General features: G+C 71.9%; 21 protein-coding genes. 11 read left to right on the top strand and 10 right to left on the bottom strand.

Annotation, left to right across the window (positions count from 1 at the left end; translation table 11 throughout):
- The 10 genes from N865_RS09830 to N865_RS09785 all read left to right on the top strand — a co-directional run bounded on the left by N865_RS09830 (nucleotide 1) and on the right by N865_RS09785 (nucleotide 9,680).
- Nucleotides 1-444: a hypothetical protein gene (locus N865_RS09830; protein WP_034804860.1), complete on the top strand. Its 444-nt coding sequence runs from the start codon at nucleotides 1-3 to the stop codon at nucleotides 442-444.
- A gap of 140 nt (nucleotides 445-584) precedes the next feature.
- Nucleotides 585-2,681 (top strand): excinuclease ABC subunit UvrC, encoded by a 2,097-nt coding sequence (gene uvrC / locus N865_RS09825; protein WP_034804857.1) that lies wholly within the window; start codon nucleotides 585-587, stop codon nucleotides 2,679-2,681.
- On the top strand, nucleotides 2,678-3,595 hold the full coding sequence (rapZ, locus tag N865_RS09820; RefSeq protein WP_034804854.1) for an RNase adapter RapZ: 918 nt from the start codon (nucleotides 2,678-2,680) through the stop codon (nucleotides 3,593-3,595). Before uvrC ends, rapZ begins: the two co-directional genes overlap by 4 nt.
- A gap of 5 nt (nucleotides 3,596-3,600) precedes the next feature.
- Nucleotides 3,601-4,566 (top strand): gluconeogenesis factor YvcK family protein, encoded by a 966-nt coding sequence (locus tag N865_RS09815; RefSeq protein ID WP_051510422.1) that lies wholly within the window; start codon nucleotides 3,601-3,603, stop codon nucleotides 4,564-4,566.
- 69 nt (nucleotides 4,567-4,635) lie between these two features.
- Entirely contained in the window at nucleotides 4,636-5,616 is a 981-nt protein-coding gene (gene whiA / locus N865_RS09810; protein ID WP_034804851.1) for a DNA-binding protein WhiA, read from the top strand.
- Between the two features lie 188 nt (nucleotides 5,617-5,804).
- Nucleotides 5,805-6,809, top strand: coding sequence for a type I glyceraldehyde-3-phosphate dehydrogenase (gene gap / locus N865_RS09805; RefSeq protein WP_034804847.1), 1,005 nt, complete (start codon nucleotides 5,805-5,807; stop codon nucleotides 6,807-6,809).
- A gap of 88 nt (nucleotides 6,810-6,897) precedes the next feature.
- Entirely contained in the window at nucleotides 6,898-8,109 is a 1,212-nt protein-coding gene (locus N865_RS09800; protein ID WP_034804845.1) for a phosphoglycerate kinase, read from the top strand.
- Nucleotides 8,109-8,933 (top strand): triose-phosphate isomerase, encoded by an 825-nt coding sequence (tpiA, locus tag N865_RS09795; RefSeq protein WP_051510417.1) that lies wholly within the window; start codon nucleotides 8,109-8,111, stop codon nucleotides 8,931-8,933. Before N865_RS09800 ends, tpiA begins: the two co-directional genes overlap by 1 nt.
- Nucleotides 8,934-9,071: 138 nt before the next feature.
- Nucleotides 9,072-9,317, top strand: coding sequence for a preprotein translocase subunit SecG (gene secG / locus N865_RS09790; RefSeq protein WP_034804844.1), 246 nt, complete (start codon nucleotides 9,072-9,074; stop codon nucleotides 9,315-9,317).
- A 12-nt stretch (nucleotides 9,318-9,329) separates the two neighbouring features.
- The gene (locus N865_RS09785) at nucleotides 9,330-9,680 is read left to right on the top strand and encodes an RNA polymerase-binding protein RbpA (protein WP_084328112.1); all 351 of its coding nucleotides are present in this window, start codon (nucleotides 9,330-9,332) and stop codon (nucleotides 9,678-9,680) included.
- A 103-nt stretch (nucleotides 9,681-9,783) separates the two neighbouring features.
- Here the strand turns inward: N865_RS09785 and pgl are convergent, their stop codons facing one another.
- Genes pgl through tkt form a run of 6 tightly spaced genes read right to left on the bottom strand, consistent with a single transcriptional unit; the run spans nucleotide 9,784 to nucleotide 18,369 of the window.
- Entirely contained in the window at nucleotides 9,784-10,539 is a 756-nt protein-coding gene (gene pgl, locus N865_RS09780) for a 6-phosphogluconolactonase (protein ID WP_034804838.1), read from the bottom strand.
- A complete protein-coding gene (opcA, locus tag N865_RS09775; protein WP_034804835.1) occupies nucleotides 10,536-11,852 on the bottom strand; it encodes a glucose-6-phosphate dehydrogenase assembly protein OpcA in 1,317 nt (438 codons plus the stop codon). Before opcA ends, pgl begins: the two co-directional genes overlap by 4 nt.
- Complete coding sequence (gene zwf / locus N865_RS09770) at nucleotides 11,849-13,390, bottom strand: glucose-6-phosphate dehydrogenase (RefSeq protein WP_034804832.1); 1,542 nt, start codon at nucleotides 13,388-13,390, stop codon at nucleotides 11,849-11,851. The genes opcA and zwf overlap by 4 nt, the downstream gene beginning before the upstream one ends.
- A complete protein-coding gene (locus N865_RS09765; RefSeq protein ID WP_034804830.1) occupies nucleotides 13,387-15,027 on the bottom strand; it encodes a glucose-6-phosphate isomerase in 1,641 nt (546 codons plus the stop codon). The genes zwf and N865_RS09765 overlap by 4 nt, the downstream gene beginning before the upstream one ends.
- A complete protein-coding gene (tal, locus tag N865_RS09760; RefSeq protein WP_034804827.1) occupies nucleotides 15,024-16,136 on the bottom strand; it encodes a transaldolase in 1,113 nt (370 codons plus the stop codon). Before tal ends, N865_RS09765 begins: the two co-directional genes overlap by 4 nt.
- Before the next feature lie 4 nt (nucleotides 16,137-16,140).
- The gene (tkt, locus tag N865_RS09755; protein WP_051510421.1) at nucleotides 16,141-18,369 is read right to left on the bottom strand and encodes a transketolase; all 2,229 of its coding nucleotides are present in this window, start codon (nucleotides 18,367-18,369) and stop codon (nucleotides 16,141-16,143) included.
- Nucleotides 18,370-18,621: 252 nt separating this feature from the next.
- Here tkt and N865_RS09750 point away from each other — a divergent pair, with 252 nt between their 5' ends.
- Nucleotides 18,622-19,632 (top strand): heme o synthase, encoded by a 1,011-nt coding sequence (locus N865_RS09750; RefSeq protein WP_157557642.1) that lies wholly within the window; start codon nucleotides 18,622-18,624, stop codon nucleotides 19,630-19,632.
- 34 nt (nucleotides 19,633-19,666) lie between these two features.
- On the opposite strand, the gene N865_RS09745 is transcribed toward N865_RS09750, so the two are convergent.
- The 4 genes from N865_RS09745 to N865_RS09730 all read right to left on the bottom strand — a co-directional run bounded on the left by N865_RS09745 (nucleotide 19,667) and on the right by N865_RS09730 (nucleotide 23,128).
- Nucleotides 19,667-20,701, bottom strand: a complete 1,035-nt coding sequence (locus N865_RS09745; protein ID WP_034804821.1) for a sensor histidine kinase — start codon at nucleotides 20,699-20,701, stop codon at nucleotides 19,667-19,669.
- A gap of 151 nt (nucleotides 20,702-20,852) precedes the next feature.
- Entirely contained in the window at nucleotides 20,853-21,542 is a 690-nt protein-coding gene (locus tag N865_RS09740) for a response regulator transcription factor (RefSeq protein WP_034804818.1), read from the bottom strand.
- A gap of 89 nt (nucleotides 21,543-21,631) precedes the next feature.
- Nucleotides 21,632-22,597, bottom strand: coding sequence for a COX15/CtaA family protein (locus N865_RS09735; RefSeq protein ID WP_084328110.1), 966 nt, complete (start codon nucleotides 22,595-22,597; stop codon nucleotides 21,632-21,634).
- Between the two features lie 48 nt (nucleotides 22,598-22,645).
- Nucleotides 22,646-23,128, bottom strand: coding sequence for a DUF2231 domain-containing protein (locus tag N865_RS09730; RefSeq protein ID WP_034804816.1), 483 nt, complete (start codon nucleotides 23,126-23,128; stop codon nucleotides 22,646-22,648).
- Between the last annotated feature and the right edge of the window lie 18 nt (nucleotides 23,129-23,146).

Below are 23,146 nucleotides of genomic sequence, written 5' to 3'. Positions count from 1 at the left end.
ATGCTCGCGATGGCGGGGGTCGACCTGCGGCGCGGACGCCTGGTCGTGAGCTCCGACTCCTGCACGGTGGACGGTCTCTGGGTGGCCAACGGGGCCTTCGACATCCTTCCTGCCGACGTGCCCGACAGGGTCCTCGGTGAGGCCGCCTCGAGGATGCTCGACGCGTCCGGGGAGGGCATCCCCACCCCGGACCTCCGCCACGGCCCGTCGCCCTTCGCGCCCGTCCTCACAGCCCTCGGGCTGCGCTCCTACGCGGCCTACGCGCGGGGCGCGCTCCACGTCGACCTCGAGCAGCACGACGGCACGGTCGTCGTGAGCCCGAGCCGTAACGGGGGCTCGCGGGAGGGTTTCGTCGGTCGCGCGGACCAGTCCCTGACCGCGAAGGCGGGCGACTCCGGAGCGCTCGGCACTGCCGTGCGCGTCGCGCTCGGGCTCTCGACGTGAAGGGCCCGGATCTCGCGACCGTCTGAGGTCGCGGTCCGGGCCTCCCAGCGCGCGGCCGCGGTGCCGGCTGAGCGGCATACGCGATCTGGGTGGGTCACCCGGCGCCGGTGGGCGTCGGCGCCGCGACATAGGGTGGAGCCGTGGCCGACCCGACGACCTATCGACCCAAGCCGGGGGAGATCCCGACCGATCCGGGGGTCTACCGCTTCCGGGACGCGCACGGCCGCGTCATCTACGTCGGGAAGGCCAAGTCGCTGCGCCCGCGGCTCTCGTCGTACTTCCAGGACATCACCGCCCTCCACCCGCGCACGGCGACGATGGTGACGACAGCGGCGTCGGTCGAGTGGACCGTCGTGCGCACCGAGGTCGAGGCGCTCCAGCTCGAGTACTCCTGGATCAAGGAGTTCGACCCGCGCTTCAACGTCAAGTACCGCGACGACAAGTCCTACCCCTTCCTCGCCGTCACGATGGGGGAGGAGTTCCCGCGGGCCCAGGTCATGCGCGGCGCCAAGCGCAAGGGCACCCGCTACTTCGGCCCCTACGGCCACGCCTGGGCGATCCGCGAGACCCTCGACCTGCTCCTGCGCGTGTTCCCGGTGCGCACCTGCTCCTCAGGCGTGTTCCGGCGCGCCGCGGCGAGCGGTCGTCCGTGCCTGCTCGGCTACATCGACAAGTGCTCGGCCCCCTGCGTCGGGCGGGTCAGCGCGGAGGAGCACCGCGCCATCGCCGAGGACTTCTGCGACTTCATGGGCGGCAACACGACCCGCTTCGTCAAGCGGCTCGAGACCCGCATGCGCGAGGCGGCCGCCGAGCTCGACTTCGAGCAGGCCGCTCGCCTCCGCGACGACATCGGCGCGCTCAGCAAGGCCCTCGAGAAGCAGGCCGTCGTCCTCGGCGACGCGACCGACGCCGACGTCTTCGCCCTCGCCGACGACGACCTCGAGGCCGCGGTCCAGGTCTTCCACGTGCGCGGCGGCCGCATCCGGGGTCAGCGCGGCTGGGTCGTCGAGAAGGAGAGCGAAGACGCGCCGACGCTCGTCGAGCACCTCCTCCAGCAGGTCTACGGCGACGCCGACCGCGACGCCGTGCCGCGGGAGGTGCTCGTGCCGACCCTTCCCCCCGACCACGAGGCCGTCGTCGAGTGGCTCTCCTCGGTGCGCCGCTCGGCCGTCGACGTGCGCGTCCCGCAGCGCGGCGACAAGCGAGCGCTCATGGAGACGGTCCGGCGCAACGCCGAGCAGTCGCTCGCCCGCCACAAGGTGGCCCGTGCCGGCGACCTCACCCTGCGCAGCCAGGCGCTCCAGGAGCTGCAGGACCTCCTCGAGCTCGATGAGGCACCGCTTCGCATCGAGTGCTACGACGTCAGCCACGTCCAGGGCACCAACGTCGTCGCGAGCATGGTCGTCTTCGAGGACGGCCTCGCCCGCAAGAGCGAGTACCGCCGGTTCATCGTCCGCGGGACAACGGCAGCGACGGCAGTGACGGCGGCGACGGCGGCGGCGACGGGTGCTGAGGGCGGGGGAGCACTGGACGGCGCCGGCGAGCTCGAGGACGGCACCGCGACCATCGACGACACCGCGGCGATGCGGGAGGTCCTGACGCGGCGGTTCCGGCGCTATCTCGAGGATGCCGAGGGGCGGGGTGACCTCGACCTGTCCACCGGCGTGGTCGGCGACGCCGATGACGCAGTCGGCGCCGGCGACGCGCCGTCGGGGCCGATCGACCCCGAGACGGGCCGACCCCGACGCTTCGCGTACCCGCCGAGCCTCGTCGTCGTCGACGGCGGCCTCCCGCAGGTCAACGCCGCCCAGGCCGTCCTCGACGAGCTCGGCATCGAGGAGGTCGCGCTCGTCGGCCTGGCCAAGCGCCTCGAGGAGGTCTGGCTGCCCCGCAGCGAGTACCCCGTCATCCTGCCGCGCACGAGCGAGGGCCTCTACCTGCTCCAGCGCCTGCGCGACGAGGCGCACCGCTTCGCCATCACCTTCCACCGCCAGCGCCGCTCGAAGGCGATGACGTCCTCCCAGCTCGACGGCATACCTGGTCTGGGCGCGAGCCGACAGAAGGCGCTGCTCAAGCACTTCGGCTCGGTCAAGCGCCTGCGCGGTGCCGCGGCCGAGGAGATCATGACGGTGCCCGGCATCGGCCCGTCGCTTGCGTCGGCGATCGTCACCCACTTGGCTGAGAGTGGCGCCGGGGAGCCAGCCGTGAACCTCACGACGGGAGAAGTGCTCGAATGAACAACCCGACGGTCCAGACCCCCGCGACGTCCCTCGTCGACGCACCGCTCGTCATCGTCACCGGGATGAGCGGCGCGGGCCGCAGCACGACCGCCAACGTCCTCGAGGACCTCGGGTGGCTCGTCGTCGACAACCTGCCGCCGCAGCTGCTCTCCGACCTCGCAGACCTTCGCGACGACGCCATCGCGCGCAGCCCCGAAGCGGCCCAGCAGCGCGTCGCCGTCGTCGTCGACGTCCGCTCCCGCGGGTGGTTCGCGCACCTCGAGGACGCCATCCAGGCCGCGCGCGAGCGGGGGGAGCGGCCGAGTCTCGTCTTTCTCGACGCCACCGACGAGGCCCTCGTGCGGCGGTTCGAGAGCGTCCGTCGGCCCCATCCCCTGCAGGGCAACGGACGCCTCCTCGACGGGATCCAGCGCGAGCGGGAGCTGCTCGTCGACCTCCGCTCCTCGGCCGACGTCGTCATCGACAGCTCCGGCCTCAACGTCCACCAGCTGAGCGCCAAGCTCTCCTCGCTCTTCGCCGGTGACCTGCGCTTCCAGCTGCGCATCGCCGTGATGTCGTTCGGCTTCAAGTACGGGCTGCCGCTCGATGCCGACGTCGTCTTCGACATGCGCTTCCTGCCCAACCCGTTCTGGGTGCCGGAGCTGCGCCCGCTGAGCGGGCGCGACGAGCCGGTGGCCGCGTTCGTCATGGGCCAGCCCGGCGCTGACGAGTTCCTCGACCGCGCCGGAGACCTGCTCTCGACGATGGTCTCGGGCTACATCCGCGAGGGGCGGCGATACGTCACGGTCGCGGTCGGGTGCACGGGCGGCAAGCACCGCTCCGTCGCGATCGCCGAGGCGCTGAGCGCGCGGCTCGGCGAGGGCTCTCGTGTCGAGACCTTCGTCGTCCACCGCGACCTCGGGCGGGAGTGACGGCCATGACGCCGCCCGGTCCTTTCGCGGGCAGCCACACGCGGCGCATCGTCGCCCTCGGGGGAGGGCACGGTCTCTCGGCTGCGCTCACGGCCCTCCGGCTGCTCACCGACAATGTCACGGCCGTGGTCACGGTCGCCGACGACGGGGGCTCGAGCGGCCGCCTGCGCGAGGACTTCGACGTCCTGCCTCCCGGAGACCTTCGGATGGCGCTCGCCGCCCTCTGCGACGACTCCGAGTGGGGCCACACCTGGCGCGATGTGCTGCAGCACCGTTTCGCGGGCCAGGGTGAGCTGCGCGGGCACGCTCTCGGCAACCTCATGATCGTCTCGATCTGGGAGCTGCTCGGCGACACCGTGCGAGGCCTCGACCTCGTCGGCCGGCTCCTCGGCGCCCGCGGCCGGGTCCTGCCCATGGCCGCGGAGCCGCTCGAGATCGTCGCGGAGATCGTCGGCCACGACCCCGGGCGGCCCGACGAGGCGGTCCTCGTCCGCGGTCAGCACCGCGTCGCGTCGTCACCCGGTGTCGTGAGGTCGATCGGCATCGTGCCGACCTGCCCCGCACCGTGCGCGGAGGCCCTCGACGCCGTGGGCTCGGCCGACTGGGTCATGCTCGGGCCCGGCTCGTGGTTCACCTCGGTCATGCCGCACCTGCTCGTCCCGGACCTCGCCGACGCGCTCGTGGCGACACCGGCCCGGCGGCTGCTCAACCTCAACCTCGAGGTCCACAAGGGCGAGACGCGCGACTTCCGCGCCGAGGACCACCTCAGGTCCTTCGCGGCCAACGCGCCCGACCTGCGGCTCGACGTCGTGCTCGCCGACCCGTCGGTCGTCACCGACGCGGCCGCCGTGCGGTCCGCGGCCGCCGACGTCGGTGCCGAGCTCGTCGTCGCGCCCGTTGCGACGCGTGGGCAGCCGGGGGTGCATGACCCGCTCCGCCTCGCCGCGGCGCTCCGCGACGTCATCGGCTGAGGAGGCGGGCCGCCCTGCGGCCGAAGGCACCACGTCACGCGGCGTCTCTGCGGGTGGCAGGATGTCCGCATGGCGATGACAGCGAAGGTGAAGGACGAGCTCTCCCGCCTCGAGGTGACCAAGCCCTGTTGTCGCAAGGCCGAGGTGTCGACGATGCTCCGCTTCGCCGGGGGGCTGCACATCATCGGCGGCCAGATCGTCGTCGAGGCCGAGCTCGACACCGCCAACGCCGCACGCCGGCTGCGGCGCACCATCTCCGAGGTGTACGGCCACAAGAGCGACCTGCTCGTGCTCGCTGCCGGCGGACTGCGACGCGGCTCTCGCTACGTCGTGCGCATCGTCGAGGACGGCGCAACCCTCGCCCGGCAGACCGGGCTCATCGACGCCCGCGGACGCCCCGTGCGCGGGCTTCCCCCCAAGGTCGTCAGCGCGGCGACGTGCGACTCCGAGGCCGCCTGGCGGGGGGCGTTCCTCGCCCACGGCTCGCTGACCGAGCCCGGCCGATCGTCCGCCCTCGAGGTGACCTGCCCCGGGCCCGAGGCGGCGCTCGCCCTCGTGGGCGCGGCGCGCCGACTCGGCATCCAGGCCAAGGCCCGCGAGGTCCGGGGCGTCGACCGCGTGGTCATCCGCGACGGTGACGCGATCGGGGCGATGCTGACGCGCCTCGGGGCCCACGACGCCGTGCTCGCCTGGGAGGAGCGCCGGATGCGCCGCGAGGTGCGCGCGACGGCCAACCGCCTCGCCAACTTCGACGACGCCAACCTGCGCCGCTCGGCGCGCGCCGCGGTAGCCGCGGGTGCCCGGGTCGAGCGGGCCATGGAGATCCTCGGCGACGACATCCCCGACCACCTCCGCGAGGCGGGGGTTCTCCGCGTCGAGCACAAGCAGGCGAGCCTCGAGGAGCTCGGTCAGCTCGCCCAGCCGCCGATGACGAAGGACGCCGTCGCCGGCCGGATCCGCCGGCTGCTCGCCATGGCCGACAAGCGGGCCGAGGAGCTCGGGGTGCCCGGCACCGACGCCAACCTCACCCCTGACATGCTCGACAGCTGACGCCGCCGGCCCTCTCGCGGGGGCGCCCGGGGCCCGGTCCGTGCGGCCCGCTGCTGCTGAGCGCTCGCTCACCGCTCGATGAGACTCCTGCTTCCCTCTGTGAGGCAAGCCACTAGGGTGGACGGCGAAGGAGTCGCAAAGGCGCGACCCATCGCCCTACCACTCACACCCCGAAGAGGTGCTCAGCAGTGACTGTTCGCGTTGGTATCAACGGCTTCGGCCGCATCGGCCGCAACTTCTTCCGCGCCATCGTGGCCTCCGGAGCCGACATCGAGGTCGTGGCCACCAACGACCTCATGGACAACAAGACTCTCGCCCACCTGCTCAAGTACGACTCGATCCTGGGTCGCTTCCCGGGTGAGGTCACCTACGACGAGACCTCGATCCACGTCGACGGCAAGGCGATCCGCGTCTTCGAGGAGCGCGACCCGGCCAAGATCGACTGGGCCGGCGTCGGCGCCGACGTGATCGTCGAGTCCACCGGCTTCTTCACCGACGCGCAGAAGGCCAAGGCGCACATCGACGGTGGGGCCAAGAAGGTCATCATCTCGGCCCCGGCCAAGAACGAGGACATCACCATCGTGATGGGCGTCAACCACGATCTCTACGACGCCGAGAAGCACACGGTCATCTCCAACGCGTCGTGCACGACGAACTGCCTCGCGCCGATGGCGAAGGTGCTCCATGACGAGTTCGGCATCGTCAAGGGACTCATGACGACGATCCACGCCTACACGCAGGACCAGAACCTCCAGGACGCCCCCCACAAGGACCTCCGCCGGGCTCGCGCCGCGGCCCTCAACATCGTCCCGACCACGACCGGCGCCGCCAAGGCCGTCTCCCTCGTGCTCCCCGACCTGAAGGGCAAGCTCGACGGCTACGCCCTCCGGGTGCCGGTGCCGACCGGTTCGGCCACCGACCTGACGTTCGAGGCCGGCCGTGAGACGACGGTCGAAGAGGTCAACGCCGCGGTCAAGGCCGCCGCGGAGGGCCCCCTCAAGGGTGTCCTGGTCTACACCGAGGACGAGATCGTCTCCAAGGACATCGAGACCGACCCGGCCTCGTGCATCTTCGACGCCGGTCTGACCAAGGTCATCGGCAACCAGGTCAAGGTCGTCGGCTGGTACGACAACGAGTGGGGCTACTCCAACCGTCTCGTCGACCTCGTCGCGCTCGTCGGCGAGTCCCTCTGAGCCCGTCGGCCACCGCCCCCGCGCAGCGTGGGGCGGTGGCCGTCCCGGTTCCCGGCCGAACTCAACCCACAGCGAAGAGGCAACCCTCGTGAAGACGACTGGCGACCTCGGGGACCTGCGCGGCAAGCGCGTCCTCGTCCGTTCCGACCTCAATGTCCCGCTCGACGGCACGACGATCACCGACGACGGGCGCATCCGCGCGTCCGCCCCGACGATCGCTGCCCTGTCCGAGCAGGGTGCGCGCGTCATCGTGTGCGCCCACCTCGGCCGCCCCAAGGGTGCGCCCGAGGCCAAGTACTCCCTCGCTCCGGTCGCGACGCGGCTCGGTGAGGTCCTCGGTCGCCCCGTCGCGTTCGCGGGCGACACCGTGGGTCCTGAGGCGCAGGCGGCCGTCGCCGCCCTCGATGACGGCGACGTGCTCCTGCTCGAGAACCTCCGGTTCAACGCCGGCGAGACGGGCAAGTCCGACGAGGAGCGCGCCGAGTTCGCGGGCGCCCTCGCCTCGATGGCGGACGTCTTCGTCTCCGACGGTTTCGGCGTCGTCCACCGCAAGCAGGCGTCCGTCTACGACGTCGCCCGGCTGCTCCCGCACGCCACCGGGGGTCTCGTGGCCACCGAGGTCGACGTGCTCCGCCGCCTGACGAAGGACCCCGAGCGGCCGTATGCCGTCGTCCTCGGCGGCGCGAAGGTGTCCGACAAGCTCGGCGTCATCGGCAACCTCCTCGGCACGGCCGACCGGCTCCTCATCGGTGGCGGCATGGTGTTCACCTTCCTCGCCGCCATGGGTCTCGAGGTCGGCAAGAGCCTGCTCGAGGCCGACCAGGTCGACACCGTCAAGGGCTACCTCGAGCGTGCCGAGAAGGAGGGCGTCGAGATCGTCCTGCCGGTCGACATCGTCGCCGCGGACGCCTTCAGCGCCGATGCCCCGCACGACGTCGTGGCCGTCGACGCGATCCCGGCGGACCGGATGGGCCTCGACATCGGCCCCGAGTCCGGCCGACTCTTCGCCGAGCGGCTCGCAGACTGCCGCACGGTCTTCTGGAACGGGCCCATGGGCGCCTTCGAGATGGCGCCGTTCGCTGCGGGGACCAAGGCGGTCGCCCAGGCCCTCGTCGACGTGACGCGAACCGGGGCCCTGACCGTCGTCGGCGGTGGCGACTCGGCCGCCGCCGTGCGCCAGCTCGGTTTCGCCGACAGCGACTTCGGCCACATCTCGACAGGCGGTGGAGCGAGCCTCGAGTACCTCGAGGGCAAGGAGCTGCCCGGCCTGACCGTGCTCGACGAGGAGGACCACGCCTGATGGCCCGTTCCGACAAGACCGACGCGAAGCCCGTCGGCCGTGTGCCGCTCATGGCCGGCAACTGGAAGATGAACCTCGACCACCTGCAGGCCACCCACCTCGTCCAGAAGCTCGACTGGACGCTGCGTGACGCCAAGCACGACTACGCAGCCGTCGAGGTGGCCGTCCTCCCGCCGTTCACCGACCTCCGGTCGGTGCAGACCCTCATCGAGGGCGACAAGCTCCACCTGCGCTACGGCGCGCAGGACCTGTCTCCGCACGCCTCCGGCGCCTACACGGGCGACATCTCCGGCGCGTTCCTCAAGAAGCTCGGCTGCACGTACGTCGTCGTCGGTCACAGCGAGCGTCGGGAGGGCCACCACGAGACCGACGACGTCGTCGCCGCGAAGGTCGAGGCGGCATACGCCCATGGTCTGACGCCGATCCTGTGCTGCGGTGAGGGGCTCGACGTGCGGAAGGAGTCGGGTCAGGTCGGGCACGTCGTCTCCCAGCTGCGGGCCGCGCTCGCCGGCGTCTCGAAGGAGCAGGCCGCCTCGATCGTCATCGCCTACGAGCCGATCTGGGCGATCGGAACGGGTGAGGTGGCGACTCCGGACGATGCGCAGGAGGTCTGCGCGGCCATCCGGACGCTGCTCGCCGAGCTCTACAGCGGGGACGTTGCCGACGGCATCCGCATCCTCTACGGCGGAAGCGTCAAGGCCGCCAACGTCGCCGCGATCATGGCCCAGGAGGACGTCGACGGTGCCCTCGTGGGCGGGGCGTCGATCGACCCGGCCGAGTTCGCGTCGATCTGCCGCTACCGCGACCACCTGACGCCGGCCTGAGACCGACTCACCTGAACGTCGCCTGACGAGCAGCCGAGCCCCGCCCGTGGGTGGGGTTCGGCCTCCGGGCAGGCGGGAAGGTATCCTTGCCCGAGCCGATCAACGACGGCCGAATGCCCCGAGAGATGGAGTGACCACGTGGATGCGGTTCGCATCGTGCTGCAGGTCCTGCTGGTGCTGTCCAGCCTGGTTCTGACCCTGTTCATCCTGCTGCACAAGGGCAAGGGTGGTGGCCTGTCCGACATGTTCGGTGGCGGCATGTCGACCTCCCTCGGCGGCTCCTCGGTCGCCGAGCGCAACCTCGACCGCTTCACCGTTGCCGTGGCCCTCATCTGGGCGACGGCGATCATCGGTCTGGGCCTCCTGGCCCGATTCGCGAGCTGAGAGGACGAACACATGGCCAGCGGTAACGCCATTCGTGGAAGCCGGGTCGGCGCCGGCCCGATGGGTGAGGCCGAGCGCGGTGACGCCGCCCCTCGCGTCCACATCTCCTACTGGTGCTCCAACGGGCACGAGACTCGGCCGAGCTTCGCGGAGGAGCCCGGCATGGTCCTCCCCGAGACGTGGGACTGCCCCCGGTGCGGCTTCCCGGCCGGCCAGGACAAGGACAACCCGCCCGCCCCGCCGAAGGTCGAGCCCTACAAGACGCACCTCGCCTACGTGAAGGAGCGCCGGAGCGACGCCGACGGCGCGGCCATCCTCGACGAGGCGCTGTCGACGCTGCGCCAGCGCGGCCTCATCCAGTAGAGCCACAAGGACAACGAGGGAGGCCCCGAACCATCCGGTTCGGGGCCTCCCTCGTTGTCCTGCTCGGCGTCCGTATGCCGCCGGGCCGGGTCGGCGCTCGGGCTCAGTCGTGCCGGGGCTCGGTCCCAGTCACTGCCGTCGCGGCGTCGGCGTCGATGAGCCAGCGGGTGGCGATGCTGCCCCTGGGACCAGCGGCCGGCACGTCCCAGCGGTCCGCCCCCGAGGCGAGCGCGGCGCCCACAGCGACCGCCTTGTCGGCCCCGGCGACGAGGAACCACACCTCGAGGGCCCGGTCGAGGCACTCGAACGTGAGCGAGACCCGGTCCGGCGGTGGCTTGGGGGAGTCATGCACCGCCACGGCCGGGGTCCCCGTCGTGCGTTGCGCCGGGTGGTGCGGGAAGAGCGAGGCGACGTGGCCGTCGGGCCCGACGCCGAGGAGGACGACGTCGAAGGCGGCGGCACCGTGCTCACGCAGCTCGGCGGCATACGCCTCGGCGCTGTCCTCCGCGGAGTCGGACGTGTCGGGGCCGGCGACCCGATGGATGCGCGTCGCGTCGAGACCGAGCGAGGCCAACCCGGCAGCGTCGTTCTGGGTGTCGTTGCGGTCTGCGTCTCCGGCTGGGAGGTAGCGCTCGTCGCCCCACCAGACGTTGACCCGTGACCAGTCGACGGCCGAGCGCCCCGGGACCTCACAGAGCGAGGCGATGATCGCCGAGCCCATCGACCCTCCGGTCAGCGCAACGTGGGCCTCGCCCCGCGCCGCCTGGGCGTCGACGAGAGCGGTGACGAGACGCGCGGCCGCGGCATCCGCGAGGGACTGCTTGTCCGGGTGGACGACGACGGAGGGCGCGGAGCTCACGAGTCACCCCCACCGGACGCGGCCGCCTTCTTCGTGGCCGCCTTCTTCGTTGCCCTCGACGTCGTCTTCGCGGCCTTCGATGTCGCCGTCTTCGTGGTGGCCCCCGTCGTTGCCTTCGTGGTGGCCCTTGATGTCGCCTTGCTCGCGGCGGCCTTCTTGGCGGCTGCGCGGGCGGCCGCAGTCTCCTTCTCACGCGGAGTCCGCTTCCCCGCGAGCTTGCGCACGGTGGCGGCGTGGACCTGGCCGGTGTCGGCGTGCTCCGGCGCCGGTGGCGCCGTGATCATCGCAGACGCCTCCTGTGCGGAGTCGTCACGGCCGAGCCGGGCCGCCAGCCTGCGCGACTGCTCGATGTCGGGCGCCTTGCCCGCCTTTGCGGCAGCGGCAGCCGAGAGACGCGCCGGTCCGAGCTTGTCGAGGCCGTGCAGGAGCGCGGCCTCGTACGACTCGTCGGGGTCGAGGCGTCGCAGCTCGTCGGCGAGGCACTCCGGCAGCTCTCGACGCGGGAGACTGATCCGGCGGTCCGGCTGGCCGAACTGCGACAACGTCGCGACCACGTCTCCGGGCCGGACGAGGTCGACCGGGCCACTCGGACGCTCGAGCCGGACGGAGGTGATGCCCGATCCGCGCGGTGTCGACGCGCGTCGGACCGGGACCTTGAGGCGCTGGGCGAGCCAGGCAGCGAGCAGGTCCGACGACGGTGAGTCGGGGGCGCCGCTGACGACCGCCCCGGTGATCGACTCGTACGGAGGCTGGTCGAGCGCGGCGGCGAGCAGCCCGCGCCAGTGGGTGATCCGCGTCCAGGCGAGGTCGGTGTCGCCCGGGGCGTAGGTCGCCGCACGCTTCTTGAGCATGAGCCGCGGGTTGCGATGCTCGGCCGCGTCGGTGATGCGACGCTGGGCCATCGCTCCGATGGGGTCCTTGGCCACGTCGTCGGGGGCCTCACCGGGCCACCACGCGACGATGGGGGAGTCAGGCAGGAGCAGCGGCACCACGACGCTCGGTCCGTGGTTGGCGAGGGCGCCATAGAGGCGCAGCACGACGATCTCGCTCGCCCCGGCGTCGCCCCCGAGGCGGATCTGGGCGTCGAGGCGGTTGCGACCACGGCGATCCCCGGGGATGACGACGATGATCCGGCAGGGATGCTGACGGCTCGCGTGGTTCGCGACGTCGATCGCCTCCGACGCGTCGGTGTCGTCGACGACGACGACGAGGGTGAGAACCCGGCCGAGCGCCATGGCGCCGACCTCGTTGCGCAGCCGGACCAGCGTCTTGCTGATCCCCGTCGTCGTCGTGTCGGTCAGGTCCCTGATCACGGCATCCTCCAGGTGCGTCCGTCACGCGCCAGCATCGCGTCGGCCGACGCCGGCCCCCACGTACCGGCGGTGTACTGGTCCGGCCTGCCGCTCCGGGCCCAGTGCTGGATGAGCGGGTCGAGGATCCGCCAGGACAGCTCGACCTCCTCGTGCCGGGGGAAGAGCGGTGGGTCACCGAGGAGGACGTCGAGGATGAGCCGCTCGTACGCCTCGGGGGAGGCCTCGGTGAACGACGAACCGTAGCCGAAGTCCATCGTCACGTCCCGCACCTCCATCTGGCTGCCCGGCACCTTGGAGCCGAACCGGATCGTCACGCCCTCGTCGGGCTGGACCCGGATGACGATGGCGTTCTGGCCCAGCTCCTCCGTGGCGGTGTGCTCAAAGGGCAGGTGCGGCGCCTTCTTGAAGACGACGGCGATCTCCGTGACGCGCTTGCCGAGGCGCTTGCCGGCGCGCAGGTAGAACGGCACCCCGGCCCACCGTCTGGTGTCGACCTCGAGGGCCACGGCGGCGAAGGTCTCCGTCGCCGAGTTGGGGTCGACCCCGTCCTCCTCCAGGTAGCCGACGACCTCCTCGGCACCCTGCCACCCGCGGGCGTACTGGCCGCGGGCCGACCCCCGGTCGAGGTCCTGTGGCAGGCGCACCGCCGACAGCGCCTTCTCCTTCTCGGCGCGCAGGTCCTTGGCCTCGAAGGACACCGGCTCCTCCATCGCGGTGAGGGCGAGCAGCTGGAGCAGGTGGTTCTGGATGACGTCGCGGGCTGCGCCGATGCCGTCGTAGTAGCCGGCTCGCCCCGCGATGCCGATGTCCTCGGCCATCGTGATCTGCACGTGGTCGACGTAGTTCGCGTTCCACACCGGCTCGAAGAGCTGGTTGGCGAAGCGCAGCGCAAGGAGGTTCTGGACCGTCTCCTTGCCGAGGTAGTGGTCGATCCGGAAGACGGAGTCGGCCGGGAAGACGCTCGCCACGATGTGGTTGAGCTCCTGGGCGCTCTTGAGGTCGTGCCCGAACGGCTTCTCGATGATGACCCGGCGCCAGCTGTCGCCCTCGGCCTTGGTCAGGCCGCAGCGCTCGAGCTGCTCGCATACCTGGGCGAAGAAGCCGGGCGGGATCGACAGGTAGAAGGCGTGGTTGCCTCCGGTCCCGCGGTCGGTGTCGAGCTCGTCGACCGTCTTGGCGAGCAGGTCGAAGGCGGCGGGGTCGTCGAAGGTCCCGGGCACGAACCGGAAGCCCTCGGAGAGGTTGCGCCAGACATCCTCGCTGAACGGGGTGCGTGCGTGCTGCTTGACCGCGTCGTGGACGACCTGGCCGAAGTCCTGGGTCGCCCAGTCACGGCGTGCGAAACCGACGAGCGAGAAGCCCGGTGGGAGCAGGCCGCGATTGGCGAGGTCGTAGATCGCCGGCATGAGCTTCTTGCGGGCGAGGTCACCGGTGACGCCGAAGAGGACGAGGCCGCAGGGTCCGGCGATCCGGGGAAGTCGCTTGTCGGTGGGGGCGCGCAGGGGGTTGACGCCGTGCGCGACCTGGACCGGGCTCATGCCCGGGCCCCCGCGACGAGGGCCGCCCTGAGCTGCGCCAGGCCGGCGTCGTGGTCGGACAGGTGGAGGCGCAGGACGGGGCGGCTGCGGTCCGTCAGGACCTCCGCGTCTGCCCCGGCCTGGGCGGCGATGACGTCGCCGAACGTGAACTCTCGACCCGGCACCGGCAGGTCCTCCTTCGGGGCGGATGTGATCTGGATGTAGACACCGTCGGCCGGACCGCGCTCGTGGAGCCGGTCACCGGGGTGCGGAAAGCGTGGTCCCCAGCCGAACGCGACTGGACGACCGGCCCGTGCCGCGAGCGCGGCGCGGGACTCTGCCAGCACGGCATCACCGTGCCGGTCGAGATAGGCCAGGACGGCGACATGGTCCACGTCGCCGAGCTCTGCGAGGAGGCTCTTGACGGCCTCGTCGACCGACGCCGCCGAGCCGAGCCACTCGCCGCCGAGCGCGTTCACCTCGATCGCGGCGTCGACGAATGCCGGCCCGCCGGCGGCCGCTGCCCGGGTCGCGCCCGAGGGATCGGCCTGCCGTGAGGTGCCGACCGTCGTGGCCGCCGCGGCGTCCGGCCGGTCGAGGGGGCTGGCGCCGAGCAGGCGACCGGCGACGGCGGCCGCGGCCTGCCAGAGGAGGAACTGGGCCCCCAGGGAGCCTCCCACGCGCACCTCGTCGTGAGAGGCGGGCGTCTCGTCGTCGCTCGCGACGAGCCTGGCCACGAGCGCGTCATCGTCGAGGTGGGCGAGCTCGGGTGCGTCGCCGCCTTCGACGACGACCGGCAGCGGGCCCGTGCCGTTCGCGCCGAGCGACTCGAGCAGCAGCGCCCCGACCCAGTCGCTCAGTCCGCCGAGGCCCGAGTCGTCGTCGAGCAGGACGATCGTGTCGCGCAGCAGGTGGGTCCCCCCGAGGGCGGCGGCGAGGCGCAACGCCGGGTTGGCCACGTCATCGTCGGCGACGAGGTCGGCGACGGACTCGGCCTCGTCGAGCAGGGCCGCGACGTCGGCGCCGGCCAGGCCGGCCGGCACGAGCCCGAAGGCGGTGAGGGCCGAGTAGCGCCCTCCGACAGCGGGATCGGCGTTGACCACCCGGTAGCCCTTGCCTCGGGACTCGAGGTCGAGCGGGCTGCCGGGGAGCGTCACGACGACGACCCGGTCCGCAGGGACGATCCCCGCGTCCGCGAACGCCTGCTCGTAGGCTCGCAGGTGCGCGTCGGTCTGGACGCTGGAGCCGGACCTGCTCGACACGACGACGACCGTGCGTGCGAGCCGGTCGTCGAGGGCGCGCCGGACGGCGTCGGGGTCCGCGGTGTCGAGGACGAGCAGGTCCACGCCCGCGGCGGCGCAGATGGCCTCTGCCGCGCGAGCGGACGCACCCGTCCCGCAGAGGACGACGTGGTCGAGACCCCGCGTGACGAAGGAGTCCCGCAACGCGGCGACCTCACCGAGGAGCGGCCTCGACGTGCGCGGCAGCCCCACCCAGGAGACGTGTTCGTCGGCGGTGGCGGCCCCCGCGTCGGGACCCCACAGCGTGGGGTCCCGGGCGAGGAGCCGGCTCGCGACCGCGTCGGTGACGAGGTTCGGCACGTGCCGGGCAATCGCGTCCGCAGCAGCGCCTGCGGCGCTGACGGACAGTGAGCTCATGCCCGGACCTTCTCCATCTCGGTCGTGACGCCGTCGAGCAGCTCGCCCCAGGACTTCTCGAACTTGTCGACACCCTCCACCTCGAGCAGGTCGACCACCTCGCTGTACGAGATCCCGTGGGCCTCGAGCGCGTCGAGCACGGCGCTCGCCTCGTCGTACGCACCGGTGATCGTGTCGCCGGTCACCGTGCCGTGGTCGGCCGTCGCGTCGAGGGTCTTCTCGGGCATCGTGTTGACGATGCCCGGCGCGACGAGCTCGGTGACGTACAGCGTGTCGGGGTAGGCCGGGTCCTTGACCCCGGTGGAGGCCCAGAGCGGGCGCTGCGGGTGCGCCCCCGCGTCGGCAAGGCTCTTCCAGCGAGGCGTCGAGAAGACCTCCTCGTAGGCCTGGTAGGCGAGGCGCGCGTTGGCCACCCCCGCCTTGCCCCGCAGGGCCTTCGCGTCGTCGGTGCCGAGGGCGTCGAGCCGCTTGTCGATTTCCGTGTCGACGCGGGACACGAAGAACGACGCGACCGAGTGGATCGTCGACAGGTCCTTGCCCGCGGCATGCGCCTTCTCGAGTCCGTCGAGGTAGGCGTTCATGACCGCGCGGTAGCGGTCGAGGGAGAAGATCAGGGTCACGTTGACGCTGATCCCCTCCGCGATCGTGGCCGCGATGGCAGGCAGGCCGGCCTTCGTGGCCGGGATCTTGATGAGCACGTTGGGACGGTCGACCGCGGCGTGGAGCTGCTTGGCCTGCTCGTTCGTCGCCTCGGTGTCGTGGGCGATGCGCGGGTCGACCTCGATCGAGACCCGGCCGTCCACCCCGCCGGTCGACCGGTAGAGCGGCAGGAAGATGTCGCAGGCCTCCCGGACGTCGGAGGTCGTCAGCTCGAAGACGACCTCCTCGACCGACTTCCCGGCCTCGGTCAGCTCGGCGAGGTCGGCGTTGTAGAGGTCGCCCTTCGACATCGCCGCCTGGAAAATCGACGGGTTGGACGTGAGGCCGACGACGTTGCGCTCCTCGACGAGCTCGACGATGCGCCCCGTCTCGAGCAGCTCGCGCGAGAGGTCGTCGAGCCAGATCGAGACGCCGGCGTCGGACAGGGCCTGGGTGTTCGGGTTGCTCATGGGTTCACTTCCCCTTGCTCGTGGTGGACGCCGCGCTGGCCTTCACGGGACGGCCGGAACTCGACACGTCGGTGTCACCGCTCGAGTCGCGCTTTCGCGGGTTGGTCTCGGTGATGCCGGGCGCATGGGCCCCGGCGGCCGCAGCCTTGATCGAGTCTCGCGCGGCCTTGACCACGGCGTCGACGGTGATCCCGAACTCCCGGAAGAGGGTCTGGTAGTCGGCCGAGGCGCCGAAGTGCTCGAGACTGACCGTGCGTCCGGCGTCGCCGACGATGTCGTGCCAGCCCATGGACACGCCGGCCTCGACGCTGACGCGCGCCCGGACCGACGGGGGCAGGACCTTGTCCTGGTAGGAGCGCGACTGCTTCTCGAACCACTCGCGGCAGGGCATCGAGACGACCCGCGTCGAGACCTTGCTCTTCTCGAGCCGCTCGGCCGCCTGGACGGCGAGCTGGACCTCGGAGCCGGTGGCGACGAGCACGACGTCCGGGTCGCCGGGGCGCGACTCCTCGACGAGGACGTAGGCGCCCTTGGCGACGCCCGAGACCTTGCCGTAGGTCTTGCGGTCCCATGTAGGGACGTTCTGACGGGTGAGGGCGAGGGCCGACGGCCCCTGCCTCTTGCGAAGGATCTCCCCCCACGCGGCCGCGGTCTCGTTGGCGTCGGCCGGGCGGATGACGTCGAGGCCCGGGATCGCGCGCAGCGCGGCCAGGTGCTCGACCGGCTGGTGCGTCGGGCCGTCCTCGCCGAGACCGATCGAGTCGTGTGTCCACACGTACGTGACGGGCAGCTGCTGGAGCGCCGCGAGTCGCACGGCGGGACGCATGTAGTCGGAGAAGACGAGGAAGGTGCCGCCGTAGGGGCGGGTGAGCCCCTCGAGCGCGATGCCGTTGAGGATCATCCCCATGCCGTTCTCGCGGATGCCGAAGTGGAGGGTCCTGCCGTAGGGGTTGCCCTTCCAGGCTGCGGTCTGTCGCGCGGTGGGGATGAAGGACGGCTCGCCCTCCATCGTCGTGTTGTTGGACTCCGCGAGGTCGGCGGACCCACCCCAGAGCTCGGGCATCACGCCGGCCAGGGCGGTGAGGACCTTGCCCGACGCCGCGCGGGTCGCGAGCCCCTTCTCGTCGGCCGGGAACGTCGGGAGCGCCTTGGCGAGGCCCGCGGGAGCTTCGCCGGCGGTGAGCCGGTCGAGCAGGGCCGCTCGGTCGGGGTTGGCCTTGCGCCACGCCTTGTATGCCGTGTCCCACGCGCGGTGGGCTGCCTTGCCTCGCTTGACGACCTCCCGGGCGTGCTTGAGGACCGCGGGCTCGACGACGAACGACTTCTGCGGGTCGAAGCCGAGGAGCCGCTTGGTCGCTGCGATCTCCTCGTCACCGAGCGCGGAGCCGTGGGACTTCCCGGTGTTCTGCTTCGTCGGGGCCGGCCACGCGATGATCGTGTGGAGCACGACGAGGGTCGGACGGTCGGTGATCTTCTCGCCGGAGCGGATCGCGGCAAGGAGAGCGTCGACATCCTCGACGTAGGTCGACCCGTCGGCGTTCTTGCGCCAGTCGACCTCGACGACGTGCCACCCGTATGCCGTGAACCGGGCCGCGACGTCCTCGCTGAAGGCGATGTCGGTGTCGTCCTCGATCGAGATCTGGTTGGCGTCGTAGACGACGGTGAGGTTGCCGAGCTGCTGGTGACCGGCGAGCGCACAGGCCTCGTGGCCCACGCCCTCCTGGAGGTCGCCGTCGGAGGCGATGACGTAGACGTGGTGGTCGAAGGGGCTCGTACCGGGAGCGGCGTCGGGGTCGAGGAGACCCCGCTGGCGACGCTGGGCCATCGCCATCCCGACGGCGGAGGCGAGGCCCGACCCGAGCGGCCCGGTCGTGATCTCTACGCCGGCCGTGTGGTGGACCTCGGGGTGCCCGGGCGTGAGCGACCCCCACGTGCGCAGGGCCTTGAGGTCGTCGAGGGAGAGGCCGTAACCGGAGAGGTAGAGCTGGATGTACTGCGTGAGGCTCGAGTGTCCGCACGACAGGACGAAGCGGTCGCGACCGAGCCATGCCGGGTCGGAGGGGTCGTGGGTCATCACGCTCTGGTAGAGCAGGTACGCGAGCGGGGCGAGCGACATCGCGGTGCCGGGGTGGCCGTTGCCCACCTTCTGGACCGCGTCGGCGGCGAGCAGCCGCACGGTGTCGACGGCGCGCACGTCGAGGTCGGACCAGCCGGCCTTCTTCGCGACGGGCATGGGCAGGCTGGGGTCCCGCTGTGCCAGCAGGTCCTTCGTCGTCGCCTTGCTCGAACGGGTTGGCCTGGTCGCCTCGGTGGCGGTGCTGGTCACGGATCGAGTCTCCTTCAGCAGCGGTGAACGCGTACGGGCACGAGCCTAGTCCTAGCGTGTGGCACGCGACACAGCGCCGAGCGGTGCCCAGCACGATCGACGCACGGGCGCCCCCGGCGGTGCCGAGCCGTCGGGGACACGGTCTAGACTTGCGTCGAAATGCTCCGTGCCCCCTGCCGGAGCCACGTACCAGCAGCGAGGATTTCAGTGACAACGGTGGACCCACGCGCTGACCTGTCAGCGCTGCACGGTCCGGACGGCAGTGGCCTGAGGTTCCTCGTCGGGCAGTACATCTCCTTGATGAAGCCGCGGATCATCGAGCTGCTGCTCATCACGACCATCCCGGTCATGTTCCTCGCCGAGGGCGGGGTTCCGCCGCTCCTGCTCGTCCTCTACACGCTCGTCGGCGGCACGCTCTCCGCGGGCGCCGCCAACACGCTCAACTGCTACATCGACCGTGACATCGACGCGGTCATGCACCGCACGAGCAAGCGCCCGCTGGTCACCGGCACGGTCACGCCGAGGGGGGCCCTCGCGTTCGGGTCCGCGCTCGCCGTCGTGTCGACGGTGTGGCTCGGGCTCCTCGTCAACTGGTTGAGCGCCTGGCTCGCCCTCGCGGCCCTCGTCTTCTACGTGTTCGGCTACACGCTCCTGCTCAAGCGGCGGACCGCCCAGAACATCGTGTGGGGTGGCGCCGCGGGCTGCATGCCGGTCCTCATCGGATGGTCGGCCGTCACGGGCACGGTGAGCTGGTCGGCGTTCATCCTCTTCATGGTCATCTTCTTCTGGACGCCGCCGCACTACTGGCCCCTGTCGATGCGCTACAAGGACGACTACGCCACGGCGCACGTGCCGATGTTGCCGGTCGTCGAGCGCTTCGTCGTCGTCGCCAAGCAGATCGTCGCCTACTCCTGGGCGATGGTCCTGACCTCCCTCGCCCTCATCCCCGTGGGCGACGTCGGCTGGGTCTACACCGTCGCGGCGGTCGTCTCGGGCGTCCTGTTCCTTGCAGAGGCGCACCGCCTGCTCGGGCGGGCCAAGGCGGGCGCCGGTGAGGACGTCCTCAAGCCGATGCGCCTCTTCCACTTCTCGATCACCTACCTCACGGTGCTCTTCGTCGGCGTGGCGCTCGACCCGATCTGGCACCTGCCGCTCCCCGGCCTGTCCTGAGGCCTCTCCTCGGCACGGGCGGCGGCCCCGCCGCTCACCGACGCGGTGCCGGGCTGGCCGCGGACGGCGCGTGCAGGGGGACCAGCAGCTCGAACCGGCAGCCGGGCCCCGAGTTGGCCACGGTGACGTCACCGCCGTGGGCCCGGGCGATGCCCTGTGCGACCGCGAGGCCGAGACCGGCGCCCTCGCCCTCGGCCGGCGTCCGCGCCGTCGTCCCGCGCCAGCCCGGCTCGAAGACCCGGGCGAGGTGGTCCTCGGGGATGCCGCCGCACTCGTCCGCGACGCTGATCGTCGCCGTATGGTCCGACCGGGCCAGCGAGACGTCGACGTGTCCGCCGGGCGGCGTGTGGGTCACGGCGTTCGTGACGAGGTTGGACAGGGCGCGGGAGAGCTCCCGCGGGTCGATGTCGGCCAGGACGCCCTCGGGCGCCGTGCCGGAGAGCTCGACCCCGCGCCGCTCGGCGAGGACTCGGGCCGAGGCGAGCGCGTCGGAGACGAGGTCGGCGAGGTCCATCGGTGCCCGGTCGAGCCGCAGCGCCCCGGCATGGAGCCGGGAGAGCGAGAGCAGCCCGCCCACCATGTCGGCCATCCGGTCCGCCTCTCGGCGGATGCGTGCGGCGTAGGAGCCGTCAGCGGGCGCGACGCCGTCCTCGATGGCCTCAGCCATGGCCCTGATGCCGGCGAGCGGGGTGCGCAGGTCGTGCGACACCCAGGCGACGAGCTCGCGGCGGCTCGCCTCCACCTCGCGGTCGCGCTCCCTCGCGGCGCGCTCGTCGGCGGCGCGCTGCGACAGCCGCGTGACCTGCCTGGCGATGATGAGTCCGAACGCGCCGGCGATGGGCAGGGCGGTCGCGACCACCATGAGCACGACGGCGCGGTCGTGGTCGTTGATGAACATGGCCCGAGCCGCGGCGACGACACCCGCGGCCACTGCACCGACGACGACGAGGGGTGCGACGACCGCCGCGGCGGCCACCGACCGGCGGGCGACGGCGAGCACGAGGAGGACGCCGAGGACGCCGACGAGCAGTGCGGCGCCGCCCGACAGGACCGCGGCCTCGATGATCACGGCGCCACCGCCCGTATGCCGCCCCCTGCCGTCGTCGCGGCACCTCGCGTCGAGCGGTCGGCCGGGGACTCCCGAGCGTGCGCTCGCGCCGCCGGCGGCTCGTGACGTCTCCCGTGAACCGCCGGCCGGCGGCGGTCGGCACGGGACCGGCTCACGAGGCCCCGTCCCACCGGTAGCCGACGCCCCAGACCGTCTGCAGGCGAACCGGATGTCCCGGGTCCGCCTCCACCTTCTCGCGCAGGCGCCGCACGTGGACGGTCACGGTCGACTCGTCGCCGTACTCCCAGCCCCACACCTGACGCATGAGCTCCTGGCGCGAGAACGCCTGGCCCGGGTGGCTCAGGAAGTGGGCCAGCAGGTCGAACTCACGGCTGGTCAGGGGGAGCGGCTCGTCTCCGAGCCAGGCTTCGTGCCGGCGGCGGTCGACGCGCAGGTCGCCGTCGACCAGCGGGCCGGCCTCCGGCGTCGCGTGGTCGGCCGCGGCGCGGCGCAGGATCGACTGGATCCGCAGGACGAGCTCGCGGCTGCTGAACGGCTTGGTGACGTAGTCGTCGGCGCCGATCTCGAGACCGAGCACCCGGTCCGACTCGTCCCCACGTGCCGTCAGCATGACGACGGGCAGGTCCCCACGGGCCGCGCGGAGCCGCCGGAAGACCTCCAGCCCGTCGAGTCCGGGAAGCGTGAGGTCGAGCACGACGAGCGCCGGCTCGTGGTCGGCGGCCGCAGCGAGGGCGGCCGGGCCGTCATCGGCCTCGACCACGTCGAGCCCCGCCCGCGTGAGATACGTCGTGACGACCTCGCGGACGGTCTGGTCGTCGTCGACGACGAGGATGGTGGACACCGCTTCAGCCTAGGCAGGACCACCTCCGACCGTCGTGGGAAAGTCCTTGTGGTTCGGTGACGGCCCGCCGAGCCGTTCCGACGGAGGCGTCAGACCGGTCGCGTGCGGGTGCCGAGCAGCCCCAGGGTGAGGGTGACCACGAGCAGGCTCGCCCCCAGCATGTGCAGGATGACGAGGACCTCGGGCAGCCCGGTGAAGTACTGCACGTAGCCGATGACGCCCTGCCCGACCGTCACGGCGAGCACCCACCACCAGGCGCGGGTCGGTTCGGGACGCGTTGCGGTGAGACGAACCGCGAGGAGGGTCGCGACGACGAGGCCGCCGAAGAGCATGACGAGGTCAGCGTGCATCCACGAGACGAAACGCGGGTCGAAGCCGGTGCGAGCCGGGGTGACCGCGTCGCCGGAGTGCGGGCCGGACCCGGTGACGACCGTCCCGAGGAGCAGGACGGCGAAGCCGACGACGCACGTGGCCTGGGCTGCGCGTCGGGCCAGGGGGTGCACGAGCAGGTCGCCGGGGCCGGACTCCTCGTCACGAGCGCCCCGCACGAGGGCCGTGGACACGGCGACGAGGGCCATCGACATGAGGAAGTGGAACATGACGGTCCACGGGTTGAGGCCCGTCCGCACGGTGATGCCACCGGCGACGGCCTGCGCGAGGACCCCGCCGAGGACGGCTACGGCGAGGACGTGCATCCGTGTGCGCTGGGGCCACCGCGTCACCACGGCCCAGATCGTGGCGATGGCGAGGATGCCGACGACCCCGGTGAGGGTGCGGTTGCCGAACTCGATGAGGTCGTGGAACTGCGTCGGGTCCTCCCGGACCGGGGTGAACGACCCGGGCATGCACTCCGGCCACGTCGTGCACCCGAGACCGCTGCCGGTGAGGCGAACCACGCCGCCGGTGACGACGATGCCGACCTCGCCGACGAGGTTGGCGACCAGGACGGGGCGGACCCAGCCGGCGGGAGCGGCGGGGAGCCGGTTGACGACTCGTGCGAACCGGTTGGCGGCCGCCGCTCGTTTCGGCTGGGTCAGGGTGGAGGTGGATGACACCCTCAGAGGGTAAGCCGCAGCGCCGGGGCGGCGAAAACCCGGGTCGGTTCAGCCGAGGCCGCTCCAGACGACCTTCGACCCGGCGTGCCCGGCGAGCACGACCGTCGTCACCGCGGCGATGGACGCGAGGACGACGACGACGCTGACCAGGACCTCGAGCGGGCGCGAGCGCGGCTCCTCCTCGTCGGGTGGCCGGACGAGCCACACGGCGCCGAGGGCGAGCATCAGGAAGAGGGCACAGGCGATCTTGGCCCGGTTGCCCCAGTCGACGTGCTGCTGGAGCAGCCCGAAGTCCGTCGTGCTCGCGCGCGTCTGCGCGACGCGGACCAGGAGCTTCTCGCCGCTCTCTGCGGCGACGAAGGCCGTAGCGCCCGCGACGAGGGCGCCGACCCCCGTCGGCCAGCGCAGGAGGTGCCGCCAGCGGGGGCGCAGGACGTACGCCACCGCCGCTCCGGCCGCGAGCGGCACGAGGACGACGACGGCGTGGACGACGAGCGCGTGGACGGGCAGACCGAGGACGAGGTCGAACACGGCACCTCCAGGGGGTCG

This window comes from Intrasporangium oryzae NRRL B-24470, assembly GCF_000576595.1.
GTDB lineage: Bacteria > Actinomycetota > Actinomycetes > Actinomycetales > Dermatophilaceae > Intrasporangium_C > Intrasporangium_C oryzae.
The sequence above is the reverse complement of the archived record's forward strand: the minus strand, read 5'-3'. Positions and strand labels throughout refer to the sequence as shown.

Coding starts and splice junctions, on each gene's coding strand:
- tpiA (WP_051510417.1), top strand. CDS start 8,109: ATGGCCCGTTCCGACAAGACCGACGCGAAGCCCGTCGGCCGTGTGCCG.
- zwf (WP_034804832.1), bottom strand. CDS start 13,390: ATGAGCCCGGTCCAGGTCGCGCACGGCGTCAACCCCCTGCGCGCCCCC.
- N865_RS09765 (WP_034804830.1), bottom strand. CDS start 15,027: ATGAGCTCACTGTCCGTCAGCGCCGCAGGCGCTGCTGCGGACGCGATT.
- N865_RS09830 (WP_034804860.1), top strand. CDS start 1: ATGCTCGCGATGGCGGGGGTCGACCTGCGGCGCGGACGCCTGGTCGTG.
- whiA (WP_034804851.1), top strand. CDS start 4,636: ATGGCGATGACAGCGAAGGTGAAGGACGAGCTCTCCCGCCTCGAGGTG.
- tal (WP_034804827.1), bottom strand. CDS start 16,136: ATGAGCAACCCGAACACCCAGGCCCTGTCCGACGCCGGCGTCTCGATC.
- N865_RS09815 (WP_051510422.1), top strand. CDS start 3,601: ATGACGCCGCCCGGTCCTTTCGCGGGCAGCCACACGCGGCGCATCGTC.
- rapZ (WP_034804854.1), top strand. CDS start 2,678: ATGAACAACCCGACGGTCCAGACCCCCGCGACGTCCCTCGTCGACGCA.
- tkt (WP_051510421.1), bottom strand. CDS start 18,369: ATGCCCGTCGCGAAGAAGGCCGGCTGGTCCGACCTCGACGTGCGCGCC.
- N865_RS09785 (WP_084328112.1), top strand. CDS start 9,330: ATGGCCAGCGGTAACGCCATTCGTGGAAGCCGGGTCGGCGCCGGCCCG.
- N865_RS09750 (WP_157557642.1), top strand. CDS start 18,622: ATGCTCCGTGCCCCCTGCCGGAGCCACGTACCAGCAGCGAGGATTTCA.